This is a genomic window from Sphingomonas faeni, from assembly GCF_023195535.1.
GTDB lineage: Bacteria > Pseudomonadota > Alphaproteobacteria > Sphingomonadales > Sphingomonadaceae > Sphingomonas > Sphingomonas faeni_B.
In genome coordinates, this window is record NZ_JALPNF010000004.1 from 48,182 (window position 1) to 74,522 (window position 26,341).

General features: G+C 66.6%; 19 protein-coding genes. 14 read left to right on the forward strand and 5 right to left on the reverse strand.

The window, feature by feature from the left end; genetic code table 11:
* Positions 1 to 5 precede the first annotated feature (5 nt).
* Together SPHN_RS10080 and SPHN_RS10085 are read left to right on the forward strand one after the other, a co-directional pair.
* On the forward strand, positions 6 to 578 hold the full coding sequence (locus SPHN_RS10080) for a TetR/AcrR family transcriptional regulator (RefSeq protein WP_248523024.1): 573 nt from the start codon (positions 6 to 8) through the stop codon (positions 576 to 578).
* A 57-nt stretch (positions 579 to 635) separates the two neighbouring features.
* A complete protein-coding gene (locus SPHN_RS10085) occupies positions 636 to 2,255 on the forward strand; it encodes a choline dehydrogenase (protein ID WP_248523025.1) in 1,620 nt (539 codons plus the stop codon).
* Positions 2,256 to 2,462: 207 nt separating this feature from the next.
* On the opposite strand, the gene SPHN_RS10090 is transcribed toward SPHN_RS10085, so the two are convergent.
* Positions 2,463 to 3,242: an SDR family NAD(P)-dependent oxidoreductase gene (locus SPHN_RS10090; protein ID WP_248523026.1), complete on the reverse strand. Its 780-nt coding sequence runs from the start codon at positions 3,240 to 3,242 to the stop codon at positions 2,463 to 2,465.
* 105 nt (positions 3,243 to 3,347) lie between these two features.
* Between SPHN_RS10090 and SPHN_RS10095 the strand changes: the two genes are divergently transcribed.
* From SPHN_RS10095 to SPHN_RS10110, 4 genes are read left to right on the forward strand one after another with little or no spacing between them, the layout of a single operon-like run.
* Positions 3,348 to 4,718, forward strand: coding sequence for a cytochrome P450 (locus SPHN_RS10095; RefSeq protein WP_248523027.1), 1,371 nt, complete (start codon positions 3,348 to 3,350; stop codon positions 4,716 to 4,718).
* Positions 4,719 to 4,760: 42 nt separating this feature from the next.
* The gene (locus tag SPHN_RS10100) at positions 4,761 to 6,842 is read left to right on the forward strand and encodes a prolyl oligopeptidase family serine peptidase (RefSeq protein WP_432715077.1); all 2,082 of its coding nucleotides are present in this window, start codon (positions 4,761 to 4,763) and stop codon (positions 6,840 to 6,842) included.
* The gene (locus SPHN_RS10105; protein WP_248523028.1) at positions 6,839 to 8,947 is read left to right on the forward strand and encodes a S9 family peptidase; all 2,109 of its coding nucleotides are present in this window, start codon (positions 6,839 to 6,841) and stop codon (positions 8,945 to 8,947) included. Before SPHN_RS10100 ends, SPHN_RS10105 begins: the two co-directional genes overlap by 4 nt.
* 48 nt (positions 8,948 to 8,995) lie before the next feature.
* On the forward strand, positions 8,996 to 9,310 hold the full coding sequence (locus SPHN_RS10110) for a hypothetical protein (protein ID WP_248523029.1): 315 nt from the start codon (positions 8,996 to 8,998) through the stop codon (positions 9,308 to 9,310).
* Between the two features lie 153 nt (positions 9,311 to 9,463).
* On the opposite strand, the gene SPHN_RS10115 is transcribed toward SPHN_RS10110, so the two are convergent.
* The 3 genes from SPHN_RS10115 to SPHN_RS10125 form a co-directional block, all read right to left on the reverse strand.
* Positions 9,464 to 10,411, reverse strand: coding sequence for an aldo/keto reductase (locus SPHN_RS10115; protein WP_248523030.1), 948 nt, complete (start codon positions 10,409 to 10,411; stop codon positions 9,464 to 9,466).
* A complete protein-coding gene (locus SPHN_RS10120; RefSeq protein ID WP_248523031.1) occupies positions 10,408 to 10,662 on the reverse strand; it encodes a hypothetical protein in 255 nt (84 codons plus the stop codon). The genes SPHN_RS10115 and SPHN_RS10120 overlap by 4 nt, the downstream gene beginning before the upstream one ends.
* Before the next feature lie 114 nt (positions 10,663 to 10,776).
* Entirely contained in the window at positions 10,777 to 11,148 is a 372-nt protein-coding gene (locus SPHN_RS10125; RefSeq protein WP_132739398.1) for a hypothetical protein, read from the reverse strand.
* Positions 11,149 to 11,338: 190 nt separating this feature from the next.
* Here SPHN_RS10125 and SPHN_RS10130 point away from each other — a divergent pair, with 190 nt between their 5' ends.
* The 5 genes from SPHN_RS10130 to SPHN_RS10150 all read left to right on the forward strand — a co-directional run bounded on the left by SPHN_RS10130 (position 11,339) and on the right by SPHN_RS10150 (position 19,082).
* Positions 11,339 to 12,292 carry an ArsR/SmtB family transcription factor gene (locus SPHN_RS10130; RefSeq protein WP_248523032.1) on the forward strand — a complete coding sequence of 318 codons (954 nt, stop codon included), beginning with the start codon at positions 11,339 to 11,341 and terminating at the stop codon, positions 12,290 to 12,292.
* Positions 12,289 to 13,245 carry a methylenetetrahydrofolate reductase gene (gene metF / locus SPHN_RS10135; protein WP_248523033.1) on the forward strand — a complete coding sequence of 319 codons (957 nt, stop codon included), beginning with the start codon at positions 12,289 to 12,291 and terminating at the stop codon, positions 13,243 to 13,245. The genes SPHN_RS10130 and metF overlap by 4 nt, the downstream gene beginning before the upstream one ends.
* A gap of 103 nt (positions 13,246 to 13,348) precedes the next feature.
* Positions 13,349 to 14,407, forward strand: coding sequence for a homocysteine S-methyltransferase family protein (locus SPHN_RS10140; protein WP_248523034.1), 1,059 nt, complete (start codon positions 13,349 to 13,351; stop codon positions 14,405 to 14,407).
* A 109-nt stretch (positions 14,408 to 14,516) separates the two neighbouring features.
* Positions 14,517 to 17,237, forward strand: a complete 2,721-nt coding sequence (metH, locus tag SPHN_RS10145; RefSeq protein ID WP_248523035.1) for a methionine synthase — start codon at positions 14,517 to 14,519, stop codon at positions 17,235 to 17,237.
* Between the two features lie 69 nt (positions 17,238 to 17,306).
* Positions 17,307 to 19,082: an SLC13 family permease gene (locus SPHN_RS10150; protein WP_248523036.1), complete on the forward strand. Its 1,776-nt coding sequence runs from the start codon at positions 17,307 to 17,309 to the stop codon at positions 19,080 to 19,082.
* Between the two features lie 173 nt (positions 19,083 to 19,255).
* Here the strand turns inward: SPHN_RS10150 and SPHN_RS10155 are convergent, their stop codons facing one another.
* On the reverse strand, positions 19,256 to 20,716 hold the full coding sequence (locus tag SPHN_RS10155) for an aldehyde dehydrogenase family protein (RefSeq protein ID WP_248523037.1): 1,461 nt from the start codon (positions 20,714 to 20,716) through the stop codon (positions 19,256 to 19,258).
* 106 nt (positions 20,717 to 20,822) lie between these two features.
* Here SPHN_RS10155 and SPHN_RS10160 point away from each other — a divergent pair, with 106 nt between their 5' ends.
* The 3 genes from SPHN_RS10160 to SPHN_RS10170 all read left to right on the forward strand — a co-directional run bounded on the left by SPHN_RS10160 (position 20,823) and on the right by SPHN_RS10170 (position 26,336).
* Positions 20,823 to 21,797 carry a quinone oxidoreductase family protein gene (locus SPHN_RS10160; protein WP_248523038.1) on the forward strand — a complete coding sequence of 325 codons (975 nt, stop codon included), beginning with the start codon at positions 20,823 to 20,825 and terminating at the stop codon, positions 21,795 to 21,797.
* Positions 21,798 to 22,239: 442 nt separating this feature from the next.
* A complete protein-coding gene (locus SPHN_RS10165) occupies positions 22,240 to 25,314 on the forward strand; it encodes a TonB-dependent receptor (protein ID WP_248523039.1) in 3,075 nt (1,024 codons plus the stop codon).
* Positions 25,314 to 26,336 carry a phytase gene (locus SPHN_RS10170; protein WP_248523040.1) on the forward strand — a complete coding sequence of 341 codons (1,023 nt, stop codon included), beginning with the start codon at positions 25,314 to 25,316 and terminating at the stop codon, positions 26,334 to 26,336. The genes SPHN_RS10165 and SPHN_RS10170 overlap by 1 nt, the downstream gene beginning before the upstream one ends.
* The last annotated feature ends 5 nt before the right edge of the window (positions 26,337 to 26,341 follow it).

The window sequence follows — 26,341 nt, forward strand, 5'->3', positions numbered from 1 at the left end:
GTGGCTTGTCAAGCACGGTATCGATTGAACACGCCGTTGCACCCCGCGCGGATCTGGCGCCGCGCGACTGGCTGGAGATCGGGCAGGCGTTGCTAAAGAGCGGTGGTCTTCGCGCGCTGAAACTCCGCAGCCTCGCGCAGGCGGCGGGGGCGTCGACCGGCAGTTTCTATCACCATTTCAAGGATTTCGACGGCTATCACGCGGCGCTCGCATCGTATTTTGCGGAGGCGCAGATCGATCCGTTGCTGGCGTCGCTGACCGCATCGGACCTCGCGCCGGTCGAGCGGATCCGCGCGTTCGCCGAGCATGTCCGCGATCACGACATGTCGCAGCTCGCGCTGGCGATGCGCGCCTGGGCGAAGAGCGATGCGCGCGCGGCGGCGGCGATCCGCGAGCATGACGACAAAGTGATGGCGTTCCTGGTCGAGCAACTAACCGCGCACGGATTCGATTCCGTCGAGGCGGGGATCCGCGGCTATGCGCTGCTGGCAGTGGGCTTGAGCGAGGTGCATCCGGTCGAAGGGCTCGATCGCGGCGTGCTGCGGAACGGGTTGCTTACGCTGCTGTGCGAGCGCTAGCGTATCGAGATAAGGCGACTCCGTAAAAAAGCGGAGCGTTATGAGGAGGATGCGGGCATGCAGACGTATGACTACGTAATTATCGGCGCGGGCTCGGCCGGCTGCGTGCTCGCCGCGCGCCTGACCGAGGATCCGGACGTGTCGGTGCTGCTGCTCGAGGCGGGTGGACGCAACGACGGCGTGCTGGTGCGGATGCCCGCGGGGGTCGGCGAACTCATCAAGAGCAAGAATGCGAGCAACTGGGGCTTTTCGACCGAGCCCGAGCCGCATCTCGACAACCGTCGCCTGTGGTGGCCGCGCGGCAAGGGGCTGGGCGGGAGCTCGTCGATCAACGGCATGATCTACACGCGGGGTCATCCGCAGGATTACGACGAGTGGCGGCAGATGGGGCTGCCGGGCTGGTCGTTCGATGACGTGCTGCCGTATTTCAAGCGGCTCGAAGGGCATCATCGCGGCGAGTGCCCCTTGCACGGTGGCGCGGGCCCGCTGACGATCTCGGGCGGGGAGTCGGACAGCCCGTTCTACGACGCGCTGGTCGAGGCGGGGCGGCAGGCGGGCTATCCGGTCACCGAGGATTTCAACGGCGCGAGTCAGGAGGGCTTTGGCCGGTACGACCTGACGGTGGCCGATGGGAAGCGCTGGAGCACTGCGGCAGCGTATCTTCGGCCGGTGTTGTCGCGGCGTAACCTGACCTGCGTGACGGGCGCGCGGACGACGCGGATTCGGATCGACAAGGGGCGGGCGGTTGGTGTCGACTATGTGCTCGACAAGGGCGCGCGGGTGGAATCGGTGACGGCGACGCGCGAGGTGCTGTTGTGCGCGGGAGCGGTGCAATCGCCGCACATCCTCCAGTTGTCGGGGATCGGCGATCCGGATCGACTGACCGCGGCCGGTGTGGGCGTGGTGCATGCGCTGCCCGGCGTCGGCGAGAATTTACAGGATCATCTCGACGTCGTGATGAACTGGAAATCGCGCGGGCTGCGCACCGGATACGCGATGACCAAGGGCGTCGGCATGATCGGCGTCGGGCTGAATTACCTGTTGCGCGGCAAGGGCGCGGGGCGGCAGCAGTTCCTCGAGGCGGGCGCGTTCGTGTCATCGCGCGAAGGTCTGTCGCGACCGGACGTGCAGATCCACGCGGTGCTGGCGATCATGCAGGATCACGGCAAGGTGAAGGCGACCGAGGACGGCTTCACGCTGCACCTCTGCCAGTTGCGGCCGGAAAGCCGGGGGCGGATCGGACTACGCTCAGCCGATCCGTTCGCCGATCCGGTGATCGTCGCGAACTACCTCGCGACCGCGGAGGATCGCCGCGTCATGCGCGCATGCGTCGGCATAGGCCGCCACGTCGCGCGGCAGGCGGCGCTCGATCCGTACCGCGCCGGGGAATTGTCGCCGGGTGAGGATGTGCGGACTGACGACGAGATCGACGCCTGGGTCCGACGGACCGCGGAGACGATCTACCACCCGGTCGGCACCTGCAAGATGGGCACGGCTGACGACACCATGGCGGTGGTCGACGCGACGCTCGCGGTGCGCGGGTTGGAGGGCCTGCGGGTGGTGGACGCCTCGGTGATGCCGACGCTGATCGGCTCGAACACCAACGCGCCGACGATCATGATCGCGGAGAAGGCGGCGGACATGATCAAGGGGCGGCAATTGGCGCGCGCGGCCTAGCACGGTCGGTATTTGTATCCTCCCCCGCCAGGGGGAGGTGGCACCGCAGGTGACGGAGGGGGAGGACACGGAACAGGCGTTTCCTTTTCCTCCCCCTCCGTCTGGCAAGGGCCAGCCACCTCCCCCTGGCGGGGGAGGACAAGAACTTGACCGCCTAGCCGGCCCCATCCTCACTCATCGCCGTGGGAAAGGTGAGGGCGGATTAGATCACCGAGGCGCCATCCGGATCGCGCCATCGAGCCGCACGTCCTCGCCGTTGAAATACCCGCATTCGATCATCGTCAGCGCGAGTGCCGCAAACTCCTCCGGCCGCCCCAAGCGCTTGGGAAACGGCACCGACGCCGCCAGCGCATCGCGGACCTGCTGCGGCGCGGCGGCGAGCAGCGGCGTGTCGAAGATACCCGGCAGGATCGTGTTCACCCGTATCCCCTCGCTCATCAAATCCCGCGCGATCGGCAGGGTCATCCCGACTACCCCCGCCTTCGACGCAGAATACGCGGCTTGCCCCATCTGGCCATCCTCGGCCGCAGCACTCGCCGTGTTGACGATCGCGCCGCGCTCGCCGTCCTCGCCGGGTTCCAGCGTCAGCATCCCCGCCGCCGACTTGGCGAGACAGCGGAACGTGCCGACCAGGTTGATCTGGATGATCCGGTCGAACGCATCGAGCGGGAAGTGCTTGATCGAACCGTCCTGCTTCGATCGCCCTGCCGTCTTCGCCGCATTGCCGGTCCCTGCGCAATTGACCAGGATCCGCTCTTGCCCATGCGCCGCGCGTGCCGCCGCGAACCCCGCATCGACGCTGTCGTCGGATGTCACATCGACCTTGCAGAACACCCCGCCGATCTCCGCCGCCAGCGCTTCGCCCTTGTCCGCCTGAAGGTCGAAGATCGCCACCTTCACCCCCTTGGCGGCCAGCGCGCGCGCGGTCGCCGCGCCCAATCCCGACGCGCCGCCGGTCACCACGGCAGCACTGTTTGCGAGGTCCATGCATCTCTCCTGTCAAAGCCCCGGGATCCGCGCCCCGGTTGCAGAACATTAGTTATGCTCGTATTCGCAGCTTGCCAAGCCGGCATGTCGCACGGGGATCCGACGATGACTGAAGCGCTGTTGCAGAACGCCAGCCCGCATTGGTTGCCACGCCAGCCCAAGGGCGCGCTCGATCATATTCCCGGCGACGACGGCCTTCCGCTGTTCGGCAACACCTTCAAGATGCTCGCCGATCCGATCGGGTTTTCGCGCGGCATGGTGGCGCGGTTCGGGCCGGTCTATCGCAACACCGCGCTCGGCGGGACCGGCCTGATGCTGCTCGGCCCCGACGCGAACGAGCTGATCCTGTTCGACCGCGATAAGATCTTTTCGTCCGAACAGGGCTGGGGACCGATCCTCAATTTGCTGTTCCCGCGCGGCCTGATGCTGATGGATTTCGACAAGCATCGCGCCGACCGCAAAGCCTTGTCGGTGGCGTTCAAGCCCGAGCCGATGCGGCATTATGCGGCGGAACTCGATGCAGGGATAGTGGCGGCTGTCGGGGCCTGGGGTAGCCAGACGCTACGATTCTACGACGCGGTCAAGAAACTCACGCTCGATCTCGCCGCGACCAGCTTCCTCGGCGTGCCGCTGGGTGCGGAGGCGGACCGGATCAACCAGGCGTTCGTCGACGAGGTGCAGGCTAGCGTCGCGCCGATCCGCCGTCCGCTGCCCGGCACGCAGATGCGTAAGGGCGTCAAGGCACGCGCCTATCTGATCGACTTCTTCGAGCGCGAGATCCCCGCGCGACGCACCGGCAACGGCCAGGATTTCTTCTCGCAATTCTGCCGCGCGACCGATGACGACGGCGCGCCGCTGACCGCGCTGGCGATCGCCGACCATATGAATTTCCTCATGATGGCGGCGCACGATACGATCACCTCGTCAGCGACCAGCTTGGTCATGCTGCTCGCGCGCAACCCGGACTGGCAGGAGCGGTTGCGCGAAGAAGTTGCCGCGCTCGACCCCGCCGTGCCGCTGACCGAGCAACTCGATCGCCTGATCCTCACCGAATATGCGTTCAAGGAATCGCTGCGGATGATGCCACCCGTCCCGTCAATCCCGCGTCGAGCACTGAAGGCTTTCAGTTTCGGCGGGTATGACATTCCGGCGGGGACCAGCGTCGGCGTCGGCATCACCTTTACGCATCACATGGCCGAATATTGGCCCGATCCCGAGCGGTTCGATCCGCTCCGTTTCACGCCCGAAGCATCGAAGGGCCGCCACCGGTTCGCGTGGGTGCCGTTCGGCGGCGGCGCGCACATGTGCATCGGGCTGCATTTCGCGACGATGCAGATGCGGCTGCTGATAGCGCACCTGCTCACGCGCTACCGGATCGAGGCGGCGGCGGGCAGCGGCGATGCGTGGCAGGTCTTCCCGATCCCGCGCCCGAAGGACGGTTTGCCGGTGACGTTCGTACCGCTTGCCTCCACGTAATAATGTGTCATCGTAACGCGGTTCATTCGAAGGAGCCGCCCGTTGCGCTTGACCCTAGCTATACTCCTGCTCGCGGCGACGCCGGCCTCTGCCCAGCAACAGCCGGCCGCGCCGACACCCGCGCCGATGACCGATGGCCCGACGCGCAGCTTCACCGGGAGCGACCTGTTCGGCCTGACGATCGCCGCCGATCCGCAGATCAGCCCGGACGGCAAGACGATCGTCTATGTCCGCCGCACCGGCGACGTGATGACCGACAGGATGCAATCGTCGCTCTGGCTGATCGACGTCGCGAGTGGTCGCCAGACCCCGTTCGCGACCGACGGCAGCAGCCCGCGCTGGTCGCCGGACGGGGCAAGGATCGCCTATGCCGCGCGCGACGGCGAAGGATCGCAGCTGTTCGTCCGCTGGATCGGCGGTGCGCAGAGCGCGCGCGTGACGAGCTTCCCCGGCGATCCGCAGGCGCTCGCCTGGTCGCCGGACGGGACGAAGCTCGCCTATATCGCGACGGTAGCGGGCGAGGGGACCAAGCTCGGCACGCAGCCGCCCAAGCCCGAGGGCGCGAAATGGGCCGAGCCGCTGACGATCATCGACCGGGTCAACTACCGCAACGACGGGCCGGGCTATGTGAAGCCGGGCTACGACCATCTGTTCGTAGTGGGCGCGGACGGCGGCGCGGCTCGGCAGCTTACCTACGGCAAGTTCGACGATGGCGGCCCGCTTTCATGGACGCCCGACGGCCGCAGCATCGTGTTCGCGGCGATCCGTGGGCCCGCCGCCGATCGGCAGGTGATGAACTCCGACGTGATCGCGGTCGATGCCACCAGCGGCACGCTGCGGACGCTGACGACGCGTGACGGTCCCGATGCGCAGCCGCGCGTGTCGCCAGATGGCTCGAAGATCGCGTGGCTCGGCTTCGACGACAAGCGCCGCAGCTATGAGAACACGCAACTCTATGTCGGCGACCGCGATGCCGCCTCGCCCCGCTCGCTGACCGCCACACTCGACCGCGGAATCGAGGACGCGGTGTGGTCCGCCGATGGCCGTAGCCTGTATGCGAGCTATGACGACCACGGCCAGCGCCGCGTCGCGCGCATTGGCGTCGACGGTCGCGTCACGCCGCTGATCGACAATGTCGCGGGCGGCGGGCTCGACCGGCCCTATACCGGCGGCGAGTTCTCCGTCTCGAAGGGCGGGACGATCGCCTATACCGGCGGCGATGCGAGCGCGCCTGCCGACGTCTGGGTGCTGGCCGGCGGTAAGCCGCGGCGGCTGACGACGCTCAACGCCGTGCTGACCGGATCGAAGGCGCTCGCGCAGGTCCGGAAGATCGCGGTGACCGCGCCCGATGGTCGCCCGATCGACGCATGGCTCGCCACCCCGCCGGGCCGTGTCGCAGGGCAGCGCGTGCCGCTGATCCTCGAGATCCACGGCGGTCCGAACGCCGCTTACGGCCCCGGTTTCGCGACCGACATGCAGCTCTACGCCGCGGCTGGCTATGCGGTGCTGTGGACCAACCCGCGCGGTTCGACCTCCTACGGGGCCGAGTTCGCGAACCTGATCGACAAGACCTATCCGGCGGCCGATTACGACGACCTGATCGCCTCGGTCGACGCGGCGATCGCGGAGGGCACGGCCGATCCCGACAATCTGTTCGTGACCGGCGGATCGGGCGGCGGGCTGTTGACCGCGTGGATCGTCGGCAAGACCGACCGGTTCAAGGCCGCCGCGACGCAGAAGCCGGTGATCAACTGGATCAGCGAGGCGCTGACGATGGACAACACGCTGTTCACCTCGCGCTACTGGTTCACCAAGCTGCCGTGGGAGGATCCGATGAGCTATTGGAACCGCTCGCCCCTGAGCATCGTCGGCAACGTCAAGACACCGACATTGGTCGTGGTCGGGGGCGACGACTACCGAACGCCGGTCAGCGAATCCGAGCAATATTATGCGGCGCTCCAGATCCGCGGCGTCCCTACAGCGCTGGTGAAGGTGCCGGGCGCGAGCCACGGTGGCCTCGCCGCCCGCCCGTCACAATCCGCGGCCAAGGCATCGGCGATCATTGCCTGGTTCGATCGATATCGGAAGCCGGCAGCAGCAACGGCGCAGGGAGCAGCACAATGACGATACGGTACATGATGCTTGCCGGCGTGGCGCTGGTCTCGACCGCGGCGGTCGCGCAGGTCCAGCCTCCGCGCGTTGCGAAGAAGCCGTTCCAGGTGACGTCGCCCAACGGCGCGCGTGAGGACGATTATTACTGGCTGCGCGACGACACGCGGAAGAACCCCGAGATGCTCGCCTATCTCGCCGCGGAGAACGCCTATGCCGATGCGCAACTCGCGTCGCTGAAGCCGCTTCAGGCCAAGCTGTATGAAGAGACCGTTTCGCATATCAAGCAGGACGACAGTTCGGTGCCGTATGCGAAGAACGGCTATTATTACGGTTCGCGGTTCCAGACCGGCGCGGATTACCCGATCCTCGAGCGCCGCAAGGGAAGCCGCACCACGCCCGCCGAAACGCTGTTCGACGAGCCGGCGATGGCGAAGGGCCACAGCTTCTTCGCGCTGAGCGACTGGGCGGTAAGCCCCGACAACGCCCGCGTCGCCTGGGCCGAGGACACCGTCGGGCGACGGCAATATGTGCTCAAGGTGAAGGACCTTACGACCGGCGCGACGATCGCCGACACGCTCTCGAACATCGAGCCGAACGTCGTCTGGGCGGACGACAACAAGACGTTGCTGTACGTCGAGAAGGACCCGGTCACGCTCCGCGGCTACCGCGTGAAGGCACACGTCCTCGGCACGCCCGTCGCCAGCGACCGGTTGCTGTACGAAGAAAAGGACGACACCTATTCGATGGAGGTCTCGCGCACGTCCGACGACAAGTTCGTCTGCATTGGCGTCGGCAGCACGGTCAGCGACGAGCAACGCTGCGCACCGGCCGCTGCACCGACGAATTTCACGATCGTCGCACCGCGGGCACGCGAGTTTCGCTATAGCGCGGATCATATCGGTAATCGCTGGATCGTCCGCACCAACAAGGACGCGAAGAACTACAAGCTCGTCACCGTTGCCGACGCCGATCTGGCCAAGGGCACGGCGGCTTGGCGCGACCTCACGCCCGCCAGTGACACCGTCTTCATCGAGGGGTTCAAGCCGTTCGACGGGTTCGTCGCGATCGACCAGCGCGAGGGCGGCAACCGGATGATCCGGGTGCTGAGCGATGCGGGCAAGTCGACAGCGGTGACCGCCGACGAACCTGCCTATCGGATGTCGCTGGACGTCAATGAGGAGACGGCGACGCCTTGGGTTCGCTACACCTATGGATCGCTCGTCACGCCGACGACGACCTACGAGGTCAACGCGAAGACCGGCGAGCGGCGCGTGCTGAAGGTCGCGCCGGTGCCGGGCTACGACCCCGCAAAATACGTCACCGAACGCGTCTGGGCACCCGCGCGAGACGGCACGCGGATTCCCGTGTCGCTGGTCTACGCCAAGGGCACCAAGCGCGACGGCACCGCGCCGCTCTTCCAATACGCCTATGGCAGCTATGGGATATCGAGCGACCCCGCCGTCGACCCGGGCCGGATCGGCCTGCTCGACCGCGGCGTCGTCTACGCGATCGCGCATATCCGCGGCGGGCAGGAGATGGGCCGCGGCTGGTATGACGACGGGCATCTGCTCAACAAGAAGAACAGCTTCACCGACTTCATCGACGTCACCCGCTATCTCGTCGCGCAGAAATACGCCGCCAAGGACCGCGTCGCGGCGATGGGCGGCAGCGCGGGCGGGCTGCTGATGGGCGGCGTCGCGAACATGGCGCCGACGGATTACAAGCTGATCATCGCGCAGGTGCCGTTCGTCGATGTCGTCACGACGATGCTCGACGCGTCCATCCCGCTGACGACGTTCGAATATGACGAATGGGGCAACCCCGCGCAGAAGGCGTCGTACGATTACATGCTGAGCTATTCGCCGTACGACAACGTCAAGGCGAAGGCGTATCCGGCGCTGTATGTCGGCACCGGGCTATGGGACAGCCAGGTCCAATATTACGAGCCGACCAAATGGGTCGCCAAGCTCCGCGAACTGAAGACCGACACGAACCCGCTGCTGTTCCGGGTGAACATGGAGGCGGGGCATGGCGGCAAGTCCGGCCGGTTCGAGCGCTATCGCCAGAATTCCGAGTGGCAGGCGTTCATGCTGCAACAACTTGGGCTGGCTAAATAACGAACCGGCACTCCGAGCGGTGCCGGATCTAAACGAGAAGGTACGCGGATGCTGGTTCGGATTTTCATGGGCGCGAGCTGGGCTGCGGCAGATCGGCAGGAGGATTACGCGTTCGATGCGCTGCCGGCGGTCGGTCACAAGATCGCAATCGCGTATGACGATGGTTGGGAGGTGGCGACGGTGCGCGATGTCGTCCACCGGCTGACCGATCCGGAGACGGCGGCGGATATCGCGATATTGGTGTCGGTGCCGGTCGCGAGCGGGAATGTGGCGGATGCGTTGCCGCTGGCCGGGCTGGATGGCGTTTCCGCGAAGACGCCGGGTGTGTCGGTGCCGAAGACGGCGAGCCCTTGGGGGTCGTAATAGGATCCGCCGCCCGGTCCTAATCCTCCCCCGCAAGGGGGAGGTGGCACCGAAGGTGACGGAGGGGGAGGATACGGGCCAGACGTTTCGCCTGCCTCCCCCTCCGTCTGGCAAGTGCCAGCCACCTCCCCCTTGCGGGGGAGGATCGTGGGGTCAGGCGCCGGCTTCGGTGAGGGCGTCGAGCTGGTCCTTGGTCAGGTCCAGCGTCATCGCTGGCAGCAGGTCCTCGATCTGTTTCATGCTCGTGGCGCTGGCGATCGGTGCCGTCACGCCGGGCTGCGCGATCAGCCAGGCGAGTGCGACCTGCGCGTGGGTGGCCCCGGTGGCTTCGACGACCGCGTCCATCGCGTCGAGCACGGCCTTGCCCTTGCCCTCGAGCAGTTCGCCCATGCGGCCGCCGCGGACGCTCTGGCCGAGATCGTCCTTGGTGCGATATTTGCCGGTCAGGAAGCCCGAGGCGAGGCCGTAATAGGGCAGCACGCCGATATTCTCGGTGACGCAGTAATCCTGCAATTCGCCTTCGAACTTGGTCCTGCTGACGAGGTTATATTCGGGCTGAAGCACATGATAGCGCGGCAGGTCCGACGTTTTCGCGGCCTCGACCGCGGACTTGAGGCGGGCGGCGTGGAAGTTCGATGCGCCGATCACGCGGACTTTCCCCGCATCGACCAGCTTACCGAACGCTTCGAGGACGGCGTCCTGCGTCTGCGAGTCGTCGTCCTGGTGTGCGTAATACAGATCGATGCGATCGGTGCCGAGACGCTTGAGCGAGGCTTCGGCGGCCGCGGCGATGCGCGCGGGGGCTAGCTTCTCGCCGCCTTCGCCGGGGAGCATGCCGACCTTGGTCGCGATCAGCACGTCGTTGCGCTTGCCGCTGGCCTTCAGCCATTCGCCGATCATCGACTCGGATTCGCCGCCCTTGTGGCCGTCGACCCACGCCGAATACACGTCTGCAGTGTCGATCATCGTGCCGCCACCGGCGACGAACGCGTCGAGCACGGCGAAGCTGGCGGCGCGGTCGGCGGTCCAGCCGAACACGTTGCCGCCGAGGACGAGGGGGGCGATCTTCAGATCGGTCGAGCCGAGGCGGCGAAGGGTCATCGAGTCTGATCGCTTTGATTCGAGGGTAGTTCGGGATTTGAGGGTAGTTCGGGATTCGAGAGTAGTTCGGGATTCGAGGGTAGCTCTGTATCGCCAGGAGCGGCAGCGATCGCGTTCAGGTCGACGCTGTTAGCATCGAGCATCGCGGCGGCTTCGTTCAACTGGTGCGCTTCGTCGGCGGTGACGGCGCCGGGTTCGCTGGCCGGTGAGCAGGCCGCGAGGGTGGAAACAGCAAACAGCGCCCCCACCATCACACCGTCATGCCAGCGAAAGCTGGTATCTCTCCGTGTAGGTCGTCGTGAGCCTAACCGGGAGGTCCCAGCGTCCGCTGGGATGACGGGGAGGTGGGGGCGCCTTGGCAAGGCTTAGTCCTTGATTGCGTTGCCGGCGCGGGTCAGCGCGTTGCCGGTGGCGTCGGCGGCGCGGTCGGCACCGTTGCTGATCGAGGCGCCTGCGCGGTCGGCACCGGCTTCGATGCGGTCACCCGCGCGGTCGGCCTTGACGTCGAGATTGTCGGTGGCGTTGTCGAGCTTCGCACCGGCGTTGTCGAGCGAGCGCTCGGCCGAACCGAGGGCGCGGTCGCTGGCAGCGCTGACGTCGTCGACGGCGTTGGCCGTGGTCGCGCTGGCGTCGGCGGCGATCGCGTTGGCGGCCTGTGCGGTCTGGTCCTGCGCGTTGTTGCTGCAGGCGGCGAGACCGGCGGTGAGCGCCAGGGCGGGGATCAGGAACTTCTTCATACTATCTACTCCCGTAAATTGGCTTCGGCCCGGACGGGCATCGCCTTGTGGACCAGCAAACGTCTGGCCCATAGCGCAATCGAACGCCGGTCGAGCGTTTCCGATCCGTCACGATCGCACACGATGCGATAAGTCGCAGACGCTTACGCCCGCGTTGACCTCATATAAAGAAATCTTTATATGACCTGTCATGACGATGGCGCTCGAAATATTCCGTGCACTGGCGGACGCGACCCGGCTGCGGATGCTCGCTTTGTTGCGGCGGATGGAGCTGTCGGTCGGCGAACTCGCGCAGGTGCTCGGGCAGAGCCAGCCGCGTGTCTCCCGCCACGTGAAGATCCTGTGCGATGCCGGGCTAGCGGAGCGTCGCAAGGAGGGCAGCTGGGTGTTCGTGGCACTGGGCAGGCCCGCTTCGGTCGAGCCGGTCGCGGCGGCGCTCGATGCCTGGGCAAAGGCCGAGCCGGACCATTGGGCGGTCGCGGATGCGGCGCGTCTGGCCGCGGTGCGCGCCGACCGGGCGGCCTCGGCGGCGGCGTGGTTCGAGGGGCATGCCGACGAGTGGGACGCGATCCGGTCGCTGCATGTCGCCGACAGCGAGGTCGAGACGGCGATGGCCGCGGTACTGGGTGACGCGCCGATCGGGACGCTGATCGACATCGGGACCGGCACCGGGCGGATGCTCGAACTGTTCGGCGGGCGGGCTACGGTCGCGCTCGGGATCGATCGCAGTTCGGAAATGCTGCGGCTGGCGCGCGCCAAGCTGCACGACATGACCCACGCGGAATTGCGGCAGGCGGATTTGTACGCGCTGCCGATGGCGGATGCGGCGGCGGACGTCGCTATCCTGCACCATGTGCTGCATTTCGCGCAGCAGCCGGGCGCTGCGGTGAGCGAGGCCGCGCGGGTACTGGCGCCAGGCGGTCGCTTGCTGATCGCCGATTTCGCCAGCCACGACCGCGAGGAATTGCGGGTGCGCGATGCGCATACGCGGCTCGGCTTCGCGGACGATCAGATGGCGGCGTGGTTCGAGGCGGCGGGCTTGCAGACGGCGCGCGTGGAGACGCTCGAGGGCGGTGAGTTGACGGTGAAACTATGGCTCGGCCGAAAGATCGGCGCGAGCTTGCGTGAGGTGAAGGCGGCATGACGAATTCTTCGATTTCCCAATTGGCCCCCAACCCGACCGAAGCGCGCCGCGCGCTCGAGGAACCGCTGTTCGCGGATCTGGCGGGCGACGTCGGTATCAGCTTCGAATTCTTCCCGCCGAAAAGCGACAAGATGGATGCGCAGCTCTGGGAGGCGATCCGCACGCTGGAGCCGCTCGGCCCCGATTTCGTGTCGGTCACCTACGGCGCGGGCGGATCGACGCGCGAGCGGACGCATGCGACCGTCGCGCGGATCCAGCGCGAGACGTCGATGAACGCGGCGGCGCACCTGACCTGCGTCGAGGCGACCAAGGCCGAGATCGACCAGGTTGCCGAGGAATATTGGGCAGCAGGCGTGCGCCACATCGTCGCGTTGCGTGGCGACATGCCGACGCTCGGCCAGCCATATCAGGCGCATCCGGGCGGGTATGAGAATGCCGCGGCCTTGGTTGCTGGGTTGCGGAAGCTGCACCCGTTCGAGATTTCGGTCGCGGCGTATCCGGAATGCCATCCTGAATCGGGCGGTCACGACGCGGATATCGACAATCTGAAGCGCAAGATCGATGCCGGTGCGAGCCGCGCGATCACGCAGTTCTTCTTCTCGCCCGAAGCGTATTTCCGGTTTCGCGACCGGGTTGCAGCCGCAGGGATCACCGCGCAGATCCTGCCGGGTATCCTGCCGGTGTCGAACGTTGCGCAGACGCGGAAGTTCGCGGGACTGTGCGGGGCCGAGATCCCGGCATGGATGGACCGGTTGTTCGAGGGGCTCGACGATCATCCTTCGGCGCGGCAGCTCGTGGCGGCGACGATCGCGGCCGAGATGTGCCGGCGGCTCTATGCGGGGGGCGTGAAGGACTTCCACTTCTACACGCTCAACCGCGCGGAGCTGGCGTACGCGATCTGCCACATGCTCGGTGTGCGCGCGAAACCTGCGACAAAGGTCGCCGCGGCCTGACGAACAATCCGTTACCCCAGCGAAAGCTGGGGTCTCACGGTAATACAGCGTGCCCTCGCGGCACGAGATCCCAGCTTTCGCTGGGATGACGGGGATAGGTACGATGACACCACGTGAACGATTCAACGCGGAAGCCGCCAAGCGCATCCTGATCACCGATGGCGCGTTCGGCACCGAGATCCAGAACTGGAAGCTCGACGAGGCTGCCTATGCGGGATCGCTTGGCCTGAGCCACGACCAGAAGGGCAACAACGACATCCTGGCGATCACCAAGCCGGAAGTGCCCGAGACGATCACGCGCGAATATCTGGAGGCCGGGTCGGACATCGTCTCGACCAACACGTTCAGCGCGAACGTCATTTCGCAGGCCGATTACGGTGCCGAGCATCTGGTGCGCGAGATCAACGTCGAGTCCGCGCGGATCGCGCGTGCGCTCGCCACCGAATACGAGGCGAAGGACGGCCGCCCGCGGTTCGTGGCGGGCGCGATCGGGCCGACCAACAAGACGCTGTCGTTGTCGCCAGACGTCAACGATCCCGGCTATCGCGAGATCGACTTCGATTACCTCAAGGGCGTGTACCGCGAGCAGATCGACGCGCTGCTCGAAGGTGGCGAGGGGGTCGGCGTCGACTTCATCCTGATCGAGACGGTGTTCGATACGCTCAACGCCAAGGCCGGCATCATGGCGGCGATCGAGGCGGGTGAGGCTCTGGGGCGCGACGTGCCGATCATGATGTCGATGACGCTGACCGATCTCAGCGGGCGTAACCTGTCCGGGCATACCGTCGAGGCGTTCTGGCACGCGGTGCGGCATGCCAAGCCGATCACGATCGGGCTCAACTGCTCGTTCGGGGCGGAGCAACTGCGCCCGCATGTGAAGACGCTGTCGGCGATCGCGGATACGTTGATCATGATCTATCCGAACGCGGGCTTGCCCAACGAACTCGGCGAGTATGACGAGCAGCCGGAGACGACGGCTGGGCTGGTCGGCGAGTGGGCGGTGGCCAAGCAGGTCAACGTGCTCGGCGGCTGCTGCGGGTCGACGCCGGCGCATATCAAGGCGATGGCCGATGGTGTTCGCGGGCTTGAACCACGGGCGGTTGCGCGGCCGGAGGTGCGGACCAAGCTCGCCGGCCTCGAACCGTTCACGATGGCGGCCTGACCTAAGATTTGACGTCATCCCAGCGAAAGCTGGGATCTCCCGGTGGTGAGGGAGTGACCTGTCACCACGATACCCCAGCTTCCGCTGGGGTGACGGAATTTGGATTGCGATGACCACGACCACGACTTCCTCCTCCTCCTTCGTCAACATCGGCGAGCGCACCAACGTCACCGGCTCGGCGCGTTTCAAGAAGCTGATCATGGCGGGCGATTACCCCGCCGCGGTCGAGGTCGCGCGCCAGCAGGTCGAGAGCGGTGCGCAGGTGCTCGATGTCAACATGGACGAGGGGTTGCTCGACGCGCATCACGCGATGACGACGTTCCTCAAGCTGATCGCCGCCGAGCCCGACATCGCGCGCATCCCGTTCATGGTCGACAGCTCGAAATGGAGCGTGATCGAGGCCGGGCTGAAGTGCGTCAGCGGCAAGCCGATCGTCAATTCGATCAGCATGAAGGAAGGCGAGGAGCAGTTCCTGGCGCAGGCCAAGAAGTGCATGGCGTACGGCGCGGCGGTGGTCGTGATGGCGTTCGACGAGGTCGGGCAGGCGGACACCAAGGACCGCAAGGTCGAGATCTGCGAGCGCGCGTACAAGCTGCTCGTCGGGATCGGCTTCCCGCCCGAGGACATCATCTTCGATCCCAACGTGTTCGCGGTCGCGACGGGGATCGAGGAGCACAACAACTACGGCGTCGACTTCATCAAGGCGTGCAAGGAGATCAAGGCGCGCTGCCCGCATGTCCATATCTCGGGCGGGCTGTCGAACTTCAGCTTCTCGTTCCGCGGCAACGAACCGGTCCGTCGCGCGATGCACAGCGTGTTCCTGTATTATGCGATCCCCGCGGGCATGGACATGGCGATCGTCAACGCCGGCCAGCTCGACATCTACGACGACATCGATCCCGAGCTGCGCAAGGCGGTCGAGGACGTCGTGCTCAACACCGATCCCGAGGCCGGCGACCGGCTGGTGGCGCTCGCCGAACGCTATCGCGGTACCGACGTGGTCGCGGAGAAGGCGGCGGCGGAATGGCGCTCGCTGGGGGTGAACAAGCGGCTCGAATATGCCCTGGTCAAGGGCATCGACCTCCACGTCGTCGAGGATACCGAGGAAGCGCGCCAGATCATCGCCGATGCGGGCGGCCGCCCAATCGAGGTCATCGAAGGCCCGCTGATGGACGGCATGAATGTCGTCGGCGACCTGTTCGGCTCCGGGAAAATGTTCCTGCCGCAGGTCGTGAAATCGGCGCGCGTGATGAAGAAGGCGGTGGCGCATCTGCTGCCGTATATCGAGGCGGCGAAGGAGCCCGGCGCGCGCGGCAAGGGCAAGATCATCATGGCGACCGTCAAGGGCGACGTGCATGACATCGGCAAGAACATCGTCGGCGTGGTGCTGCAGTGCAACGGCTTCGACGTGGTCGATCTCGGCGTGATGGTGCCGTGGTCGAAGATCCTGGAGGCCGCGAACGAGAACGATGCGGATATGATCGGGCTGAGCGGGCTGATCACGCCCTCGCTCGACGAGATGGTAACGGTGGCCGAGGAGATGAAGCGGGCGGGGATGACGATGCCGCTGCTGATCGGCGGCGCGACGACGTCGAAGGTCCACACCGCGCTCAGGATCGCGCCGGCGTATGACGGGCCGGTGGTGCATGTGCTCGATGCGAGCCGGGCCGTGGGTGTGGCGTCGACCTTGGTGTCGGACACGATCCGCGACGAGTTCGTGACGAAGACCGCGGACGAATACGAAGCGGTGCGGATCTCGCGCGCGAACAAGGGGCAGAGCGAATTGCTGCCGCTGGCGACCGCGCGGGAGCGCAAGTTCGTGGCGGACTTTTCGCTCAAGCCGCCCGCGCCGGCGAAGCCTGGCGTGCATGTGTTTTCGGACTGGGACCTGTCCGACCTGCGCGACTATATCGACTGGACGCCGTTCTTCCGTGCGTGGGAGCTGGCGGGGAATTTCCCGGCGATCCTGACCGACGAGGTGGTCGGCGAGAGCGCGAGCGCGCTATATGCGGACGCGCAGGCGATGCTCGATACGATCGTCGCCGAGAAGTGGCTGACGCCGCGCGGGGTTGCGGGGCTGTGGCCGGCGCGGCGCGAAGGGGATGATGTACTTGTATCCTCCCCGGCACGGGGAGGGGGACCGCGCAGCGGTGGAGGGGGCGTGCAACACAGCGTCCCGCTCGCGGAGGCCCCCCTCCACCATCCTGCGGATGGTCCCCCTCCCCGTGCCGGGGAGGAATATAGATTACCCATGCTCCGCCAGCAGATCGCCAAGCGCGAGGGCCGCGCGAACATGTGTCTCGCCGATTTCGTCGACACGCAGGACGACTGGTTCGGCGGCTTCGCGGTCGGCATCCACGGGATCGACGACCACATCGCGCGCTTCAAGGCGGACAATGACGATTACAACGACATCCTGCTGAAGGCGCTCGCCGACCGCTTCGCCGAAGCGTTCGCCGAACGGCTGCACAAGCACGTCCGCACCGACCTGTGGGGCTATGCCGAGGGCGAGCAGCTCACCAACGAGGCGATGATCAAGGAACAGTATCGCGGTATCCGTCCGGCGCCGGGCTATCCCGCCTGCCCGGACCACAGCCTGAAGCCGATCCTGTTCGACCTGCTCGATGCGCCGGCCGCGACCGGGCTCGAACTGACCGAGAGCTTCGCGATGTTCCCGACCGCGGCCGTTTCGGGCTTCTATTTCGGCCACCCGCAGGCCGAGTATTTCGGCGTCGCCCGCGTCGGCCGCGACCAGCTCGAGGATTATGCCGCTCGCCGTGGCGCCGACCTCAAGACCGCGGAACGCTGGCTTCGTCCTAACCTCGACTAAGGTTCGGGCTCGCGCGCGGAACAACCGCCGCGAGCCCGCGCTTATCATGGGTCCACATGCGGAGACCCGATGACCGTTCCCCAATATCTTTCGATCGCCACGCTGTTCGGGATGATGGCGCTCTTCGTCTGGGGCAGGTTCCGCTACGACGTCACCGCGATCCTCGCACTGCTCGCCAGCATCGCGCTCGGCATCGTCAGCCCGAAGGATGCGTTCAAGGGCTTCTCCGACGATATCGTCATCATCGTCGGCTCGGCGCTGGTGATCTCGGCGGCGGTGCAGCGCTCGGGCATCATCGAACGCGCGCTCGCCAAGTTCGCCAAGCGGGTGACGCGGGTCCGTTCGCAATTGCTGCTGCTGACCGCGTCGGTCGGGTTCGCCTCCGCGCTGGTCAAGAACATCGGCGCGCTGGCGATGCTGATGCCCGCCGCGTTCCAGATGGCGAAGAAGAACGACACCTCGCCCTCGGTCTTCCTCATGCCGATGGCGTCGGCATCGCTGCTCGGCGGGCTCATCACGCTGGTCGGGACGTCGCCGAACATCATCGTCAGCCGCGTGCGCGAGCAGATGACCGGGCATCCGTTCGGGATGTTCGACTATGCGCCGGTCGGGCTCGGGCTGACGCTGATGGGGCTGATCTACCTCCGGTTCGCGTACCGGCTGCTGCCGCGCGATCGCCGTGCCGCGCCGACGATGGGCGAGGCGCTCGACATCAAGGGGTATGTGACCGAGGCGATGATCCCCGACGGCTCGCCCGCGGTCGACGAGACCGTCGATGCGTTCCTCGACCGCCACGACCGCGAGGTGACGATCACCCGGATCCTGCGCGCCGGGATGCGCAGCGCGCCGCAAGACCACACGCATCTGCGCGCCGGCGACACGCTGATCCTCGGCGGAGAGCCCGATGCGCTCGAACGGGTAATCGCGCGCGACCGGCTGAAGCTGGAAGGCGAGGACCGCGAAAAGGCCGACGAGGACGACGATGACGAGGTCGGCGTGATCGAGGCGGTGATCGCGCAGGATTCGCCACTCGTCGGTCGAACCGCGGCGAGGCTCGCGTTGCAGGCCCGCTACGGCGTCAATCTGATCGCGATCTCGCGGCAGGGCGAGCATCTCTCGCGGCGCCTCGCCAACACCGAATTGCGGGCCGGCGACGTGCTGGTGCTGCAGGGCCCGCTCGAACAATTGCCCAGCAAGCTGCGCGATCTCGGCTGTCTGCCGCTGGCGCAGCGCGAGATGCGGCTCGGCGTGTCGAAGCGGAGCTGGCTGCCGATCGCCATCCTCGCGGTGGCGATGAGCGCGACCGCATTGGGGTTCGTGCCGGTGGCGGTCGCGTTCTTCGCCGCGGCGGGGCTGATCATGGCGACCGGCGTGCTGCCGGTGCGCGAGGCGTACGACCATGTCGAATGGCCGATCCTGATCATGCTCGGCGCGCTGATTCCGGTCAGCGATTCGCTGCGTACCACCGGCGCGTCGGAGGTGATCGCGACGTGGCTGTCTTCGACCGCGGCGACCTTGCCGCCCTGGGGCGCGGTTGCGCTGATCCTGGCGGCGGCGATGGCCGTAACGCCGTTCCTCAACAACGCCGCGACCGTGCTGGTGATGGCGCCGATCGCGGCGACCTTCGCGGGCGATCTCGGGTTCCGGCCCGAGGCGTTCCTGATGGCGACCGCGGTCGGGGCGGGGTGCGATTTCCTGACGCCGATCGGGCACCAGTGCAACACGCTGGTGATGGGGCCGGGGGGGTACAAGTTCGGCGATTACGCGAGACTGGGCGCACCGCTGTCGCTGCTGGTGCTGCTGGTCGGCACGCCGCTGATCGTCGCGGTCTGGCCGATGCATTGAACGGGACCTAACGATCCTCCCCCGCCAGGGGGAGGTGGCTGGCTCTTGCCAGACGGAGGGGGAGGAAAGGGCAAACCCTCGTTCCGTATCCTCCCCCTCCGTCGCCTACGGCGCCACCTCCCCCTGGCGGGGGAGGATCAGAAGAAGATTCCGCTTCCCTCCGAGAAAGGGAGTTACGCGCCTGATTCGGCTGGTTTACCTTCGCGCACGTCACCCTGCAGGCCGGTGATCGTCTTCACCTCCATGAAGTCCGTCAGCCCATAGCGCCCGTTCTCGCGGCCGTTACCGGACTGCTTGTAGCCACCGAACGGCGCGCCGATATCAGGGCTCCACGAGTTGATCGTCACCAGCCCCGCGCGCAACCTGGGCGCGACCTTTGCCGCCGCCGTCGGGTCGCCCGAGATCGTCGCCGACAGCCCATATTCGGTCGCATTGGCGATGCGGATGCCTTCGTCCTGGTCGTTGTACGCCGTGATCGTAGCGACCGGCCCGAACGTCTCCTCCTGCGCGATCCGCATGTCCGGCCGCACGTCGGTGAACAGCGTCGGCTGGATGTAGAAGCCCGCATTGCGTCCGTTCGGCCGCCCGACGCCGCCCGTCACCAGGGTCGCGCCTTCGTCGATCGCCGACTGGATCAGCCCCTGGATCTTGTCGAACTGCGCCTTGTTGACGACCGGGCCGATATGCTGGCCCATTTCGGCTGGATCGCCGACCTTGGTCTGCTCCATCATCGACTTTACAATCGCGGTAGCCTCCGCAACCTGGCTTGCATGCACCAGCAGGCGGGTCGGCGCGATGCAGCTCTGCCCCGAATTGGCGAGCACGCCTGCGACCGTCGGCGGCAGCACGGTCGCGAGATCGGAGCCCTCCAGCACGAGGTTCGCGGCCTTGCCGCCAAGCTCCTGATGGACGCGCTTGACCGTCGGTGCCGCCGCCAGCGCCACCGCAATTCCCGCGCGCGTCGAGCCGGTGAAGCTCACCATGTCGACGTCGCGGTGCGCGCACAGCGCTGCGCCGACGCCCGGACCGTCGCCGTTGACGAGGTTGAACACGCCCGCCGGCACGCCCGCCGCATCCATGATCTCCGCCAGGATCACCGCGCACGACGGTGCCTCCTCGGACGGTTTCAAGATCATCGTGTCGCCCGCCGCGAGCGCCGGGGCGACCTTCGCGCAGATCTGGTTGAGCGGCCAGTTCCACGGCGTGATCATCGCGACGACACCGAGCGGCTCGTGCACGACGGTCGCCTTGCCGATGACTTCCGAGAATTCGAACGCCGCCAGCGCCTTCGCGGTCGCCGAGAAATGCGCGAGCCCGGTGGGCGCCTGCGCCATCGACGCCAGCGCCATCGGTGCGCCCATTTCCTGCGACATCGCCTTGGCCAGATCGGGCATCCGCGCCTTGTATTCGGTCATGATCCGGCCGAGCACGTCAAGCCGCTCCTGCACGCTGGTCTGGCTCCAGCTCTCGAACGCCGAACGGGCCGCGGCCACGGCCTTGTCGACATCGGCTGCGGTGCCGAGCGTGATTTCCGTACACGGCTGTTCGGTCGACGGGTCGATCACCTGATAGACGGTGCCGCCTTCGCTCTCGACCCACGCGCCGTCGATATACTGCTTCAAATAGCTTTTCATCGTGCCTCTCCGCATCTTGTCTCGCAAAGGTTTGGGCTCGGCGGAGATCGGTTGCAACCCGAAACGTATGCCGTAGGGTAACCCGGAAATCGATCAGGAGACCGGCATGGCGAGAGTGGCATTCATCGAGAAGGCCGGCGGCCCCGAGGTGATCCAGTGGCGCGACGTGACGCTGCCGCCGCCGGCCAAGGGCGAGGTCTGGATGCGCAACACCGCGGTCGGGCTGAACTTCATCGACACCTATCACCGCGGCGGCGTGTACCCGATCGACCTGCCCTCGGGTCTCGGCAGCGAGGCGGCGGGCGTCGTGATGGCGGTCGGCGAAGGCGTCACCGACTTCGCGCCCGGCGACCGCGTCGGGACCTTCGGCCCATCGCGCGGCGCCTATGCGACCGAGCGCAACGTCGCCGCGCAGGACCTTTTCAAGCTGCCGGACACGCTCGACGACCGCACCGCCGCCGCGATGCTGCTCAAGGGCTGCACCGCCGAGTTCCTGGTCGAACGCTGCGCGAAGGTGCAGGCGGGCCAGACCGTGCTCGTTCACGCGGCGGCGGGCGGCGTCGGCCACATCCTCGTCGGTTGGCTGAAAGCAATCGGCGCCACCGTCATTGCCAGCGTCGGCAGCGAGGACAAGGCCGCACGCACCCGCAAAGCCGGCGCCGACCACGTCATCCTCCACAAGTCCGAGGACATCGCGACCCGGGTCCGCGCAATCACCGACGGCGAGGGCGTGCCGATCATCCTCGACGGCGTCGGCGGCGCGACCTGGAATGCATCGCTCGACAGCGCCGCGCGATGCGGCCTGATCGTGAGCTACGGTAATGCCGGCGGCGTGGTCGACGGCGTCAACCTCGGCATCCTCGCGCGCAAAGGGTCGCTGTTCGTGACCCGTCCGACCTTGTTCGACTATTACGTGACGCCGGACGAGCGGAAAGCGGGCATCGCGCGCCTGTTCGCGATGATCGAGAACGGCGCGATCACTCCCGAGATCGGCCAGACCTTCCCGCTCGAAGATGCCGTCGAAGCGCATCGCGCGATCGAGAGCGGGGCGACTTCGGGTAGCACGTTGCTGCTGCCGTAACCCGCGCGTTAGCGCAGGAGCGGTTATTCACGCGAAGGCGCGAAGAAGGTTTGTTCACGCGGAGACGCGGAGGTGTCCCGAGCGGTACGACCGTCGCGTCACATTTCGGCCGTCGATGCTGAGGGGGGCCGTTGGTCCCGTATTCAGCACCTCCGTGTCTCCGCGTCTCCGCGTGAACCCATTCTTCTGGCCTCTTTGCGCCTTCGCGCCCTGGGCGCGACAGGCGGCGCGGTCGTGGACGTCCGCTAACGATTATAGCCATCGCGTGTCCGGCGCTTTCAATGCTGGTTCGATGTGGAATCGTTCGCGCGATCGTACGATGGGATAGCCGCCGAAGCCGCTGTCACCGTGCTGTCATGCTGACGTAACGGCGCTGCCATGCGCGACCGCTACCGCGCCTCCCAAGCCGGCTGAAGAAGTCGGGACCATCCGGGGGAATACCATGAAATCGAACCTGTCGAACCGCGTTCGCGGTCGCGTCGTCGCGCATGCGCTGCTCGCCGGCTGTGCGCTGAGCCCGCTGACCGTTGCGAGCGCCCATGCGCGTCCCGACGCAGCGACACCGGTCGGCGCGCCGCGCGCGCCTGGGGCGATCACCGGCACCGTGTCGCAGGCGGGCAGCGGCGAGTATCTCGATGGTGCCTCGGTCTCGATCCCCGCACTCGACCTGTCGACCGTGGTCGATCGCACCGGACGCTTCTCGCTGGTGGGCGTTCCCGCCGGCACGCACGAACTCGTGATCCGCTATGTCGGCTTCCCCGATGCGCGCCGGACCGTGACCGTCGCCGATGCCCCGGTCACGCTCGACGTCGCGATGACCGCGGTCGTCGGCACGGATGCGGGCGCAGGCGAGGGGGCCGAGATCGTCGTCTCGGGCTCGCGCCCGATCGCGGAATCCGAAGCCGCCGCACTCCAGATCCAGCGCACCAGCCCGTCGCTCGTCTCGGTCATCGCTTCGGATTCGATCGGTCGCCTGCCCGATCAGAACGTCGCACAGGCGGTCAGCCGCCTCCCCGGCGTCGGCGTCCAGCGCGACCAGGGCCAGGCGCGCTACATCACGTTGCGCGGCGCCCCGATCAACTGGACCACGCTGTCGATCGACGGCATCAACGTCGTTAGCCCCGAAGGTCGCGACGCCCGCTTCGACTCGATCCCGTCGGCGATCGCCTCGCAGATCGTCGTGCGCAAGGCCGTCACCCCCGACATGACCGGCGAGACGATCGCCGGCAATGTCGACATCATCACCCGCTCGGCGTTCGATTATCCCGGCATGAAGGTGCAGGCCAAGGGTGGCCTCGGCCATGTAGAGCTGGGCAAGAAGACCGAATATGAGGGCTCGCTCGTCGTCTCCGACCGGATCGACACCGGCATCGGCGAGTTCGGCATCGTCTCGTCCGCGAGCCTGTATCGTCGCGGCATGGTCACCGACAATTTCGAGACCGATTTCGAGGCGGTCAAGGAAGACAAGCGGCCCGGCTATCAGACGCGCAACTGGGCGCGCGAGACCGAGAACAAGCTGTATCGCCTGACGCGCAAGAACTACTCGCTCTCGACCCGGCTCGACTGGCGCCCGGCGCCCGGCCACAAGCTGTTCGCGGAGACGATCTACTCGGCGTTCGCGGACGACGAGCAGCGTAACAACTACATCTTCGATCTCGACGATCAGCAGTCGCGTGCGCCGACCGGCAGCGCCCCCTGCACCGTCAACGCACGGCCTGCGTCGGGCACCACGGGCTATGCCGACATCTGCACCGGCAACACGCCCTTGCTCGGCACCGTCTACGGCGTCGATCTCAACGCGAACTTCACGGTGCGCAAATACAAGCAGTCGGTCTTTACCAACACGGTCGGCGGCGATCACGAACTCGGCGAGTGGAAGGTCGCATGGCGCGGTAACTTCACGCGCTCGATCGACGACCGAACGCAGCCGGCACAGCTGAACTACGAAAGCCCCAGCTTCGCGAACGCCACCAATCGGCTCACCGTGGGCTACGACCTGACCGATCCGCAGCTCGCCAAGGTCCAGCTGTTCCGCACGATCCGCAACGCCGACGGGACGTTCTCGCGCGGCGCACAGGTGACCGCGATCGAGGATTTCCCGACGTCGCTGACCCGCCTGCGCTCGCTGAAGGCAAAGGACGTGACCGAGGCCTATACCGCCAAGCTCGACGTCAGCCGCGAGGCGTCGCTGTTCGGGGCGCAGACGGTGTTCACCGCCGGCGTCCGCTATGACGACCGCACCAAGACCGCGAACGAGGATCTGCTCGACATCAGCAGCGCGGCGCAGTTCGCCGCTGCGGGCATCTCCACCAACTATGCCGCGATCGCCAAGCCCGGCGGGTTCCAGGGCAAGATCCCGCTCGGCTACACCTTCCAGTATTTCGACCGCGACAAGGTGCTCGGGCTGGTCGACCAAGCAAAGAGCGTCGCCAACTACGCGCCGGTCGACGCCAATTTCTACGAGGTCGGCGAGCGGGTCTATTCGGCCTATGCGATGGCCACCACGACGACCAACTGGGGCAGCATCGTCGGCGGCGCCCGCGTCGAGCATATCCGCAACGACGCGCGGGCCTTCTCGATCGACGCGGCGACCAGCGGCGCGACGCCGGTCGAGGCGAAGTCGAGCCAGACGCTGGTCTATCCGAGCCTCCATCTGAACTGGGACGTCAACGATCGGATGAAGGCGCGCCTGTCGTTCAACACCGGCGCCGCGCGGCCCGATTACGATCAGCTGCGTCCCAACCTGACCTACAACGACGCGAACCTGACCGTGTCCGGCGGCAACCCCGACGCGAAGCCGGAAAAGGCCAAGGGGGTCGACGCCTATGTCGAATATTACACGATGCCGCGCGGCTTCCTGTCGATCGGCGCCTATTACAAGGACGTCACCAACGTCCTGTTCGATTCGGTGCAGACCTTCGGCAGCAATATCCTCAACAGCGGCGGCAGCGATCGTTCGCAATATCAGTTCTCGACCGTGCTGAACGGCGGCAAGGGCTATATCATGGGGATCGAGGGCGCGATCCAGCAACAGCTCGACCCGTTCACCGCCGATCTCGGCCTGCCGGACTGGATGGGCGGCTTCGGCATCCAGCTCAACGCGACGATCAACAAGAGCCGCGCGGATACGCCAGGCACGGCTGATATCCCGTCGCGGAAAGTGCCGCTGCCCGGCGCGTCGGACGCGATCTACAATCTGATCGGCTATTACGAGAAATACGGCTTCTCCGCGCGCGTCTCGTACCAGAACCGCTCGGCATGGCTCGACGCGATCGGCTCGGTTGCGAAGGTCGGCGACACCGTCCGCGGCGTCGATGGCGGCGATTTCTACTGGGCCAAGGACAATGAACTGGACGCATCGCTCCGCTACGCGATCAACGGCAATTTTGAGATCTACGCCGATTTCGCTAACCTGCTGAATGGTCCGGGCCGCCGCTATGTCGGGACGTCGGCGTACACGATCGAGCATGAGACGTTCGGGCGGCGCTACACCGGCGGCGTGCGGGTGACGTTCTGATGCGCGCACTTTCCTTTGCGGCGCTGTTGCTGGCGGGCTGCGCGACGACCTCGGCCCCGGTCGCGGTCGAGGCACCGATGGTCGCTGCGGCCGCGGAGACCGATCCGGTCGACACCGCCGCCGATGCCGCCGATGACCCGGCGATCTGGCGCAACGCGAGCGATCCAGCGAAGAGCCTCGTCATCGGCACCGACAAGAAAGCAGGCATCCACGTCTACAGCCTGACGGGCAAGCGGCTGAGCTTCACGCCCGCCGCACGCCTCAACAACGTCGACCTGCGCGATCTCGGCGGGCGAGTGATCGCCGCCGCCAGCGACCGCGCCGATGTGGCGACCGCGCATGTCTCGCTCTTCACGCTCGACACGGCGGCGGCAAAGCTCGTCCCGCTCGGCCGCTTCCCGGTCGGCGCGGGCGAGGCGTACGGCATGTGCCTCTGGACGCGTGCCAGCGATAAGGCGCTGTTCGGCTTCGTCGTGCTGAAGGATGGCCGCATCGACCAGGTCGCGATCGACCTGTCGGGTGCATCGCCCAAGGTCACGACGGTCCGCTCGATGAAGCTCGGCACCCAGTCGGAAGGCTGCGTCGTCGACGATCGCACCGGTCAGCTTTACGTCGCGGAAGAGGATGTCGGCCTCTGGCGCTTCGACGCCGACCCCTCCGCACCGGTGACCGCAACGCCGATCGCCAAGGTCGACGGCAAGACGCTGGTCGCCGACGCCGAGGGCCTCGCGCTCGCACCGTCGGGTAGGACCGGCGGCTATCTCGTCGTGTCGAGCCAGGGCGACAACGCCTACACGCTCTACCGCCTGCCGGGCGTCACCTATGCCGGTCGCTTCCGGATCGGCGGCGGCGCGATCGACGGGACCAGCGACACCGACGGCATCGACCTGATGCTCGGCGATTTCGGCCCGGCCTACCCGCGCGGGTTGCTGGTAGCGCAGGACGGCGACAACGCCCCAGCCACGCAGAACTTCAAATATGTCAGCTGGGACGCGGTGCGAAAGGCGCTGAAACTCCGCTGACGGGC